At 54.5% G+C, this 9,788-nt stretch carries 6 protein-coding genes, 1 tRNA gene and 1 rRNA gene; 2 read left to right on the top strand and 6 right to left on the bottom strand.

Translation table 11 applies throughout. The features are described 5' to 3' along the window. A 23S ribosomal RNA gene (locus HYT31_05085) occupies nucleotides 1-1,919 on the bottom strand; the annotation flags it as partial. A 490-nt stretch (nucleotides 1,920-2,409) separates the two neighbouring features. On the opposite strand from HYT31_05085, the gene HYT31_05080 reads away from it, so the two are divergent. Further along, nucleotides 2,410-2,494 (top strand) — tRNA-Leu (locus tag HYT31_05080). A gap of 54 nt (nucleotides 2,495-2,548) precedes the next feature. On the opposite strand, the gene HYT31_05075 is transcribed toward HYT31_05080, so the two are convergent. After that, a complete protein-coding gene (locus tag HYT31_05075; protein MBI2051136.1) occupies nucleotides 2,549-3,718 on the bottom strand; it encodes a hypothetical protein in 1,170 nt (389 codons plus the stop codon). Between the two features lie 107 nt (nucleotides 3,719-3,825). Between HYT31_05075 and HYT31_05070 the strand changes: the two genes are divergently transcribed. Further along, nucleotides 3,826-6,453 (top strand): lamin tail domain-containing protein, encoded by a 2,628-nt coding sequence (locus tag HYT31_05070; protein ID MBI2051135.1) that lies wholly within the window; start codon nucleotides 3,826-3,828, stop codon nucleotides 6,451-6,453. Here HYT31_05070 and HYT31_05065 read toward each other — a convergent pair. From HYT31_05065 to HYT31_05050, 4 genes are all read right to left on the bottom strand, one after another. After that, the gene (locus tag HYT31_05065) at nucleotides 6,450-6,884 is read right to left on the bottom strand and encodes a hypothetical protein (GenBank protein ID MBI2051134.1); all 435 of its coding nucleotides are present in this window, start codon (nucleotides 6,882-6,884) and stop codon (nucleotides 6,450-6,452) included. The two genes, HYT31_05070 and HYT31_05065, sit on opposite strands and share 4 nt — an antisense overlap. Nucleotides 6,885-7,095: 211 nt before the next feature. Then, nucleotides 7,096-7,782 carry an orotidine 5'-phosphate decarboxylase gene (locus HYT31_05060; protein MBI2051133.1) on the bottom strand — a complete coding sequence of 229 codons (687 nt, stop codon included), beginning with the start codon at nucleotides 7,780-7,782 and terminating at the stop codon, nucleotides 7,096-7,098. Beyond that, nucleotides 7,779-8,486: a hypothetical protein gene (locus tag HYT31_05055; GenBank protein MBI2051132.1), complete on the bottom strand. Its 708-nt coding sequence runs from the start codon at nucleotides 8,484-8,486 to the stop codon at nucleotides 7,779-7,781. The genes HYT31_05060 and HYT31_05055 overlap by 4 nt, the downstream gene beginning before the upstream one ends. Before the next feature lie 192 nt (nucleotides 8,487-8,678). Next, the gene (locus HYT31_05050) at nucleotides 8,679-9,782 is read right to left on the bottom strand and encodes a hypothetical protein (protein ID MBI2051131.1); all 1,104 of its coding nucleotides are present in this window, start codon (nucleotides 9,780-9,782) and stop codon (nucleotides 8,679-8,681) included. Nucleotides 9,783-9,788: the final 6 nt, after the last annotated feature.

Raw genomic sequence — 9,788 nt, 5'->3', positions numbered from 1 at the left:
CGTTCGGACACTGGCCAGGCATCAGTCCCTATACATCAGCTTGCGCTTTCGCAGGGACCTGTGTTTTTGGTAAACAGTCGCTTGAAATCTTTAGCTGCGGCCCGCATTGCTGCGGGCAGGCCTTATCCCTAAGTTACGGCCGCTGTTTTGCCGAGTTCCTAAACGAGGGTTGTCTTGTACGCCTTGGTCTTCTCGACCTACTCACCTGTGTTGGTTTGCGGTACGAATGGTACGCGCTATGCCCGTATGCGTTTTCTTGGCAGCTCGCACGCCTGAATTGGAGCCGCCCGAAGGCTTTTCCTCTTCGCGCCCTGGCCCCGAAAGGCCGTGGCGCAAACGTTTCAATCCAAAAAAACGTTCAAGCAGTTAAAACTGCGTCAACATACGGAACGCGCGCACCAGGGACGGAATATTAACCGTCTCATCCATCGCCTACGCCCTTCGGCCTCGGCTTAGGATCGCCTCACCCTGGGTCGAATATCGTTGCCCAGGAACCCTTGAGTTTTCGGCGGACAGGGTTTTCACCTGTCTTTTTGCTACTCATGCCAACATTCTCACTTCCAGTCGCTCCACGCCACCTCGCGGTGTACGCTTCAGCGCAACTGAAACGCTCCTCTACCGCTCGCCGATAAATCGGCAAGCCCGTATCTTCGGTGCATAGTTTAGCCCCGTTAAATTTTCGGCACAAAAGGACTGGACTAGTGAGCTGTTACGCTTTCTTTAAAGGATGGCTGCTTCTAAGCCAACCTCCTAGTTAGATGACGGTCTGGGCTGTATCCCTTTTGACCAATGGAGCTTCGCCCCCACGGTCTGACTACGTTGCTCAAAGCCGCAGTATTCGGAGTTTGGTTAGGATAAGTAGGCTTGCGCCACCTCATCCCATTCAGTGCTCTACCCCTGCGGGTATACAACGTGCTAGTCCTAAAACTATTTCGAGGAGAACCAGCTATTGCCGAGTTCGATTAGCATTTCACCCCTAACCACAGCTCATCCCCTAGCGTTATACGACTAGTGGGTTCGGGCCTCCGCTGCTTGTTACGGCAACTTCACCCTGGCAATGGTTAGCTCACCCGGCTTCGGGTCTTGTACGTACTATAATAATGGAGCACCCATAAAATGCTTGCGCATTTTATGGGAACCCGCTTTCGCCCGTTAAGACTTGGTTTCCCTGTGCCTGCGCTCCAGAGGAGCTTAAGCTACAGTACGTACAAACTCGTTGGCTCATTCTTCAATAGGAACACCGTCACCCGCCTTGCGGCAGGCTCCGGCTCTGTGTAAGTAAACGGTTTCAGATACTATTTCATCCCCCTTCCGGGGTGCTTTTCACCTTTCCCGCCGGATTCCCACGGGGTTTCTCGGGCCCCGAGGTACTCGAGGGTTAGTATAAAGAGTGCTAACCCCTTTCGCGTACGGGGCTATCACCCGCTCTGGCCCTGTTTTCCAACAGGTTCTGCTAGGGAAGTTAAACAATGCTCTCTCTAAACGTTTGCGCGTTTAGAATATACTATCCTCACAACTCCAATCAGGCATGTGGCCGCAAAGCCTTCCATCGCGATCCGCTTACTAAAAGCAAGCTTCACGCAATTTCAGCCTGAAAGGTTTTAGCTTCTCCGCTTTCGCTCGCCGCTACTTACGGAATAGAACACGATCCTTTACCAGCAACTCATGATGCTTGCTGGTAAAAAATCGTGCGTGTGTTTCTTTCTGTTCCTCTGGCTACTAAGATGTTTCAATTCGCCAGGTTACCTTCAACTGCCCTATGTATTCAGGCAGAGATATCTAGATCTTCCATCTAGATGGGTTTCCCCATTCGGACATTCCCGGGTCAAAGGTTGCTTGGAACCTCACCGAGACTTTTCGCATCCTGCAACGTCCTTCTTCGGCTTCTTGTGTCGAGGCATCCACCGTTTACACTTGAGTGTGCGCAACCGCTTAAATGGTTAAGCAGATTGCTTTGTCCTGCGTGCGGCGCTATTGAATCGCCTCAAACAGGTAATCCTGCCGCTATGCCGCAAATAGCATATTGGCAGGTGATGCTCGTTTCCCGTAGCCTTCCATACTGGTTTATGATATGGAGGCTACATGAATTTTTAAACTGCTATCAACTGACTTCCACAGAGCAATCTTGCGCGACTATTCTCTAGAAATCAATTTTTTTATGGCTGGGACTAAAAAATCCGCTAATCTTAGCGGATTCTTACTATTTTTACAACAATAAGCACTCTTATCCGCTAAGCTTTTCGTTTAATGTTAGCCCTTTTCTCATATATGTGTTGATAAAACTGTGGATTACGCGTTGATAACTGCGTATGTAGATCAATATCTATGCATAATTATAGTTCAAGATAAGATAGATGTCAAATATGGACATTTTTGGCTAATTGTTGTATATTTTGATTGTATTTACGCGCCGGAGTGGTGAAATTGGTATACACGATAGGTTTAGGACCTATTGCCGCAAGGCGTGAGAGTTCGAGTCTCTCCTCCGGCACCAAAAAAGGCTCCATCATGATGGAGCCTTTTTTTTATTTAAACGCATGAGATGCGCTTACGCGGCCATGCGCTCTTCTTCGGCTGGAGCCTCCTCCGCCGAGCCTCCGCTTTCCTCGCTATCCTCGTCCACTTCCGTTCCTTGCCGCAAATAATCTCCTTCCATATCAACGCGGAACTTGGGGGTGCCATCCGGATTTAACTCCTCAACATAGTATTTGTCTCTCCAAAGCCTTTTCTTGGCGACCCGAATCCTCCTGCCGTCAGGAAGTTCAATGAGCTGGCCACGCGCGAACTTTTGCGTTTTCTTTAGTTCTGCGCTTTTTGCATCAGCCCCGGCCGGGGCTGATGCAAAATCAATTGTTTCGGTTTGTCGCTCCTGGTCCGGAGAGGCGATAAAACTTGGCAGTGCGCCTGGAACAACTTCGTCCGGCCTATATCGTTCTGCAGCCGGGGGCCAATTTTTTTCATCAAACGGATTAACGCCTTTGTTTTGGGATTCCTGGGGAGACCCCTGCGCTCCGGCTGGTTCGGCCGCCGCCTCGCCTTCACCGCGGACAAAAGCATATCTATCTGACTCTAGAGCATGGAGCAGGCTTTCCTGAATCTCTAGCGCCTTTTCGGCGCGTGTGCGGGCCGAACTCGTGGCCGCGCTTTTCTGCGTTTTTTCAAGCCGCTCAATTTCCGCGCGTGAAGCCTTAATGTTCCCGTCAAACCGGCGCACCGCTTCATCATACGCGGCTTCGGCCTGCTTGCGATCCCATTCTGCCATAAACGCGGCAGCTTGGTCGGTCCATGGCTCAATCCCGTTCCGCCTAAGCATGGCATCAACAGTTTCACCGGAAATCTCCTGGCTCCAACGCTTATCAAAAAAAATCTGCGCGGTCTCCGTTACGAACTGCGCCTTGCGTTCGGCTTCCTGCGCACGAACCTGCTCCGCGTTCTCTTCTTGGGCCACCATTGCATCCAACGCTTCAACCGAAGTAGAAGAGGGATCTGTCTTTTGCATGGCAACTTCCATCTGGCTCGGTAATCTACCCTCTTTTGCTGATTTTGGCCTGCGCACCGTGTCGGCCGGCGGCTCCGGAACATTAAAGCTCCTGAGTATGGCTTCACGCGCGTTCAGGATGTCTGGCGCGGAAACATATTCCGGACCAGACGCGGAAAGCGCTTCTTGGTTAATGGCATGTATTTCGGCCTCGCTCGGCCGGTATCTTTCTGTTTCCATATAATTTACGTTATATGCTCAATACCCCTTCTGATACGATAAGTATAACAAATCAAGACTACACGTCTATATTGGCCGGATGCTTTGTGTGGTACAATACGTATGGTATGGAAAATCATCGGACAAAGACACTGGCGCCGAGAAGCGCGCTTGTCCTGATTCTTGCGGGTGGCTTTTTTGTTTGGGCAGGCAGTGCTGCTGCCGCGGCAAGCGACATTGTATTCACGGAAATCATGTACAATCCGTCTGGCACGGACACTAAAACCGAGTGGGTTGAAATTTTCAACAGCGGCACAGAAGAGGTTACACTGATTGAGGGGAGCGGCAACGATTCATGGCGGTTCAATGACGGCTCCAACCACACGCTGACGCTCATCCAGGAAAGTTTGACCGTTCCTGCGGGAGGGTACGCGATCCTCGCAAGCGACGGGCAAACGTTCCTGGATGCGCACCAAGGGTACACTGGCACGGTGATTGATACGGTGATGTCGCTCAACAACACGTCTGACACCATACAGCTTTCCAGCGACAAAGGGGAAAGCTTTTTTAGCGGCGTGACATACGAAAACACGCAAGGCGCGGACGGGGACGGAAACTCATTGCAGTTTTTGGATGGCGCGTGGGTTGCGGCTTCTGAAACGCCGGGAAGCGGGGCGATTCCGCCAGCGCAAAACGAGCAACAAGAACCGCAGGAATCAACAGGCAGCGGATCATCCGGGTCATCGGGCGGAACGCCTGAATCATCAACATCCAAAGCCGCAACCCCGCAAGGCGACCCGGACAAAGTTAAAATCACTGAAATTTTCCCAAACCCGGAAGGAGACGAAAACAATGAGTTCATTGAGCTCTGGAACAACCAGGACAAATCAATATCTCTTGAGGGGTGGAAAATTGCGGATGCTGCGAAAATAAAAACCCTGGCAGGCATAACACTGGTTCCTGGGGAGTACTACTCGCTCTACCGCAGTTTGACCGGGATTGCGCTCAATAATGGAAGCGAAACCATCTACCTGTATGATGCAAACGGGAACCTGATTGACACGCACTCCTATACAAGCACCACTGAAGGATACTCGCTCTCGTATGACATCGCGAAAGACGCGTTCCTGTGGTCCGGCGCCAAAACCCCGTCCCAACAGAACAGCATCACCACGCCCAATGAGCCGCCCATTCCGGCAATTACGTTCAAATACAATCCCGTTGCCCCGCGCGAGCAGGCATACGTATCCGGCCTTGATTCAACAGACCCGGATGATGACAAGCTCTCGTACTTCTGGGCCATTGGTAAAAGCTTTCAGGCATCCGGACCGACATTCAGTTATGCATTTGATGAACTCGGAGAGCACCTCATCTATTTGATAGTCAGCGACGGGCAACATGACGCGGCCGCAACCGCCACCATTGACGTGTTAGACGCCGTTGACGTGGTGTCATTGCGCAGCACGCAATCACCAGGCAGCGTCTCGGCCGCTCAATCCCTGAACGCGGCCACAACCGGCCAGATCTTTATCACTGAAATTTTTCCGGATCCAGCGGGCGCAGATGACGCGGAATGGATTGAGCTCTACAACCCGAACGAGTTTGATGTCGTCCTGGACAACTGGGTGATTGATGATGAAGAAGGCGGTTCCAAGCCGCACACTCTTAGTGAACGAATCATCAACGCACAATCATATCTTGCGCTCGGCAAAGAGGAAACCAAGCTCACGCTCAACAACACGAGCGACGAGGTGCGATTGTTTGACCCAAGCAACGCGCTGATTGATAGCGTGCTGTATGAAGACGTGCAGGAAGACGAATCATACACAAAATCTGATGATGATTTTTGGTACTGGTCTGCGAACAAGACACCGGGCGAACCCAACACAGAAAGCGGCCGCGACGCTCCTGTCGGCGCGGACGTGTTCGATTTCACACTACCACCCCCTAACCCCCTCCTCGGTTATGAGGAGGGGGAATTGGTGGATATTGATCTTCCCAACATTCGCGAACTGGAGCTTGGTACTGAAGTGCGGGTGCAGGGAACTGTGGCTGTGGAGCCGGGAGTGCTTGCAAAAACCTATTTCTACATCACCGGAAGCCCTGGCATCCAGGTGTACTTTTCCAAAAAAGACTGGCCAAAGCTTGCGCTCGGGGATGTGATCGGCGTCATCGGCGAACTCACTGAAACCGGCGGCGAGATGCGCCTCAAGGTAACGGCAAAAGAGGATATTGCGGCGCTCTACGAATCTGAACCGCCCTTGCCGCAAGAAACCGCAACAGGAGATATCGGAGAACTCATGGAAGGCGCGCTCGTCCTGCTTACCGGAGAACTGGCGGAAAAAAAGGGCGCTAGCTGGTTCATTGATGACGGGAGCGGGGAAGCAAAAATCACGTTCCAAACAACTGCGGCAATCCAAAAGCCCGCCGCAAAAGCAGGCGACTGGCTTGAGGTGATAGGATTGGTGAGTGAAACCGCAGGCGGATATCGGGTGCTGCCGCGGTACCAGGATGACATCAAACTGCTGGACAAAACAGAAGTGGCAGAAACGAAGAATCCCCAGGTTCTGGGAGCAGAGACCGGGCCAGCCGATGAGTTAAGCCGGTTCCGCATTCCCGAAAACAACGAGCCGCAGAAGCTACTCATGTACCTGCTCGCAACTTCGGGTACACTTATTTTAATTCTCATCATCCTAATTGCGCGCATGCGGTCCGAAATTCAGAAGCGGCTCGCGGAACTGGAGAAAAAGCGTTAAAGCCGGATGCCGTGGATTTGCGCGAACTCGCGCAGCACCCCGGTCTCAAGCGTATACCGCGCAATGGTGTCCGCGATGATGATGACCGATGCAAACACCGCAATCATGAGAATGGTCAGTACGCTCTTCTGCGGCTTCGTGTAAGGCGACTGCCAAATTTTCGGCAAAAGGAAAATGGCATACCAGGACGTAAAGAACGGCACGAGCACGGTAATCATAAACACCACGCCCCACAACGCAAACTCCAGGCCGAGCTGGCGGGCGCTGGTTGAGAACGTGAAAAACGCGAACTTGAACGCCACGAACAAATTGTTCGCGTAAAAAATCACCAGATAGGCAACCGCAATCAAATAGTGCGCCGCGAGCGCGGTCTGCCACCGGGACTGGAAATAGAACTTCCAGATGGATTCTTGCTTCTCTTCGTCTGCCATACCATTTACTTTCTCCCCCCTTAGTCGGGGTCCCCAGAAACTGCCGAAGGCATTTCTGGGGTGATATGTAAGGGGGAGACTAAGAGGGGGTAGGGGGGTGGTTGATGTTGAACCTACTTGTTTATCATACCACACTATTTTTGTCAATAAAAAGGGGGCGGCCGTCCCGAAAGACGAACGCCCCCTTGTACCATACCGCCCTGAACGCTGTTCAGGCGGCAAGGTCGGTTAGTACCGCACGCAGTGCTCCGACTTTGTCGTCGGACTTCATGATGGGGCTTCCGCACACCACAGCCTTTACACCCGCCTCCTTGGCTGCCCGGGGCGTAATCTCCTCCGAGTGCCGGTCATCCGAATACCATGGCGGCCGAACACCTGGAACCCACGGGTCAATCGCAATGTCCGCGACCGCGCCAAGGGTAGTGCCTGGAAGTATGACGCCGCGACACCCGGCATCAAGGGCAACTTTCGCAAGGTGCCCCACGGTATCTAGCAGCGACCGGAGGAAGTGCCTACGGCAGTAGGCATCGTCGTAGTGCGTCAGCACGGTCAGTCCCAGCACCTCGGTGTTGGTTCCCTCGGCAGCCCTCACGGCGTGCGCCAGCTCCTTGTCCGCCAGGGCGTAGCCGTTCGTGTAAGCAACACCGAGCTGAGCTAGGCCCGCAACAACGGAAGCCATAGTCCTGCCGCCGTTCCACATCTTGAGGTCCACGAAAATCGGTCGGCCGAACTGCCCGACGGCAAGCACCGCAGCCTCACAGCCCACGGCAAGTACGTAGTCCAGGTTGATCTTGAACCCGAAGTCCCCATCAACAGCCATGAACAGCTCTACTTCTTCTAGTGTCTGTCTGGTCTTCTCCTTGATACCATCCAGCGCCACGAAGAGCTGGGTGCTCATCGGGTTCCCCCGTCTTTGACCGGCTCCAAGCCGTGGCGCGCCTGCCATCCCAGTGGATCCTTAAGGAACTCGCGGTAGATGTCCAACTGGTGCGGAGTGTGGGTGTGGTGAAGACCTGCCACGTCCAGAAACTCCCGCAAGGTGAACAGGTACACCATCTCCAACCCCGTCTCGCGAAGCGCCTCAACCGACTTGGGATTGCCGTAGAAGAGAATACAGCAGGCGTGGGTGACGTTGTACCCGCTCGCACGGAGCGCCTCGGCGCCATTGCATGTGGTCTGCGCGAAGTTCACGAGCTCCTCCACGACGACCGCGGTGCCACCCTCCACGACATCCGGATTGTCCAATCCAGTGATGAGCTCGCGCTGGCCTCCCTTCTTGCGCGTGTCCCGAATGTACACGAACGGAACGCGCCTACCCATGAGATTCTCCAGCGCTTCACTCAAAATCCAACCCGGAACCACGCCGCCGGACACGTTGCCCGCCACGAAGTCGAGATCGGGAACAGCTTCCGCGACCCTGATGGCAAGCTGGTACGCAAACGGAACGATGATGGACTTCTGCCCAACCTTACCCTTGATGGTCACATACCCGGGACCATGATTGCCGGAGGAATACAGAAACGCCTGCTCTCCGGCCTGCACGTCCCGAATCTCCATCGCGTTCGTCGCGAGCGCCGCGAGCATGACTCGCTCCTGGTACATCGGCCGACCTGGCATCGTTAAACTCCTCAATTGATAGAGAACAATGAACCCAGCCCCTCCTTGAGGCTGGGTTTTGTGAACTATTAAAACTCTAGACTATTTGCCCAAAAAACGCAAGCAAAAGAAAAAGCCGTGCCGCAGACCCTACATCCTGTAGTAGTCCGCGGCACGGCCGCGCAGCTTCAGAAGCTGCTAGTGGTTGCTGAATCCCCGGTGGTCCGAAGGGATGAACGCAACGCGCATCTTGTGTTCTGCGAAAAACGCCTTGACCTCGGCAAGCCTGACGCCATCCGCTTGAACCACGCCTCCTCTGCAACCGGCTTCAAACAAGAGCTCCGGCCCATCCGGCGGATCACTGTCGCGATTCCGTGTTGCGAACGGAAAGAACGCGTCCGAGGCAAAGAAGGAACCAGTGGTTGTGTGACCGGCGGCTTTGGCGCGCTCAATCCCGAGCTTGCAGCAGAAACGGCGGTCCTGCTGGCCCACGCCTGGGCCAATGAGCTTGAGGTCGCGCGCGAGCACCACGCAGTTGCTGTTGGAGCGCCACGCCACTGCCCAGGCCAGGATGATGGTCGCGAGGTCGTCAGACGAGAGCGTGGAACGGTCAAAGGCCCAGTCTATGCCTCCATCTCCGAACACATACACCGGAGCCCGCTGACACAAAGGTCCGCCGCGCGCCGGACGGAGGACCCATTCGTACCGCGGCATGAACGGCTGCCCTAGCGCCGGATTCACCAGCAGCCTGCGCTTTTCGCGCTTGCCCAAGAGTGCCACGGCTTCATCGTCAAACGCAGGAGCGAAAACCACGTCAGGCCCCCAGAACTTCCTGCCGACCGAATCCTGGAGGTGATCCGGAATCAGGTAGATGATCTCCGCGACCTCGCCAGTCACCGGAAAGTTGACCATCACCTCGGCGCCCATCACAGCGCTCGGGTCCCCGTCCATGGCCTTGAACACGGCAACCACCGGATCGCGCCAGTCAATGGCCGCGCCGCATGGATTGCCGTGCTTGCAGGCAATGGCGATAAACGGAAACTTGCCCGGGAACTGCCGCTTGAGGGCTTCGTGCATGAGGCACAGCACCTGCAGCGCGCGGTCGCAGTCCGCCATGTTGATGTAGCCCGGCGTGCCGGAGACGACGGCGAACTGGTGCAGGGCAAGCGGGTCATCGCTGCCGTCGGAGCACACGAACGCCGGGGACTGATCGCGGTTCTCGCCGTAGGCGAGCTCGCTTGCCACCCGGAACGTTACCGTGAACTCGTCGCCAACCTTCAGAGACTTGGGTATGACGCTCATGGCGCA

The organism is Parcubacteria group bacterium, from assembly GCA_016181765.1.
Taxonomy (GTDB): Bacteria; Patescibacteriota; Patescibacteriia; order UBA2169; family UBA2169; genus CG10-46-32.
Note: the sequence above shows the minus strand (reverse complement) of the source record. Positions and strands in the feature narration are given on the sequence as shown.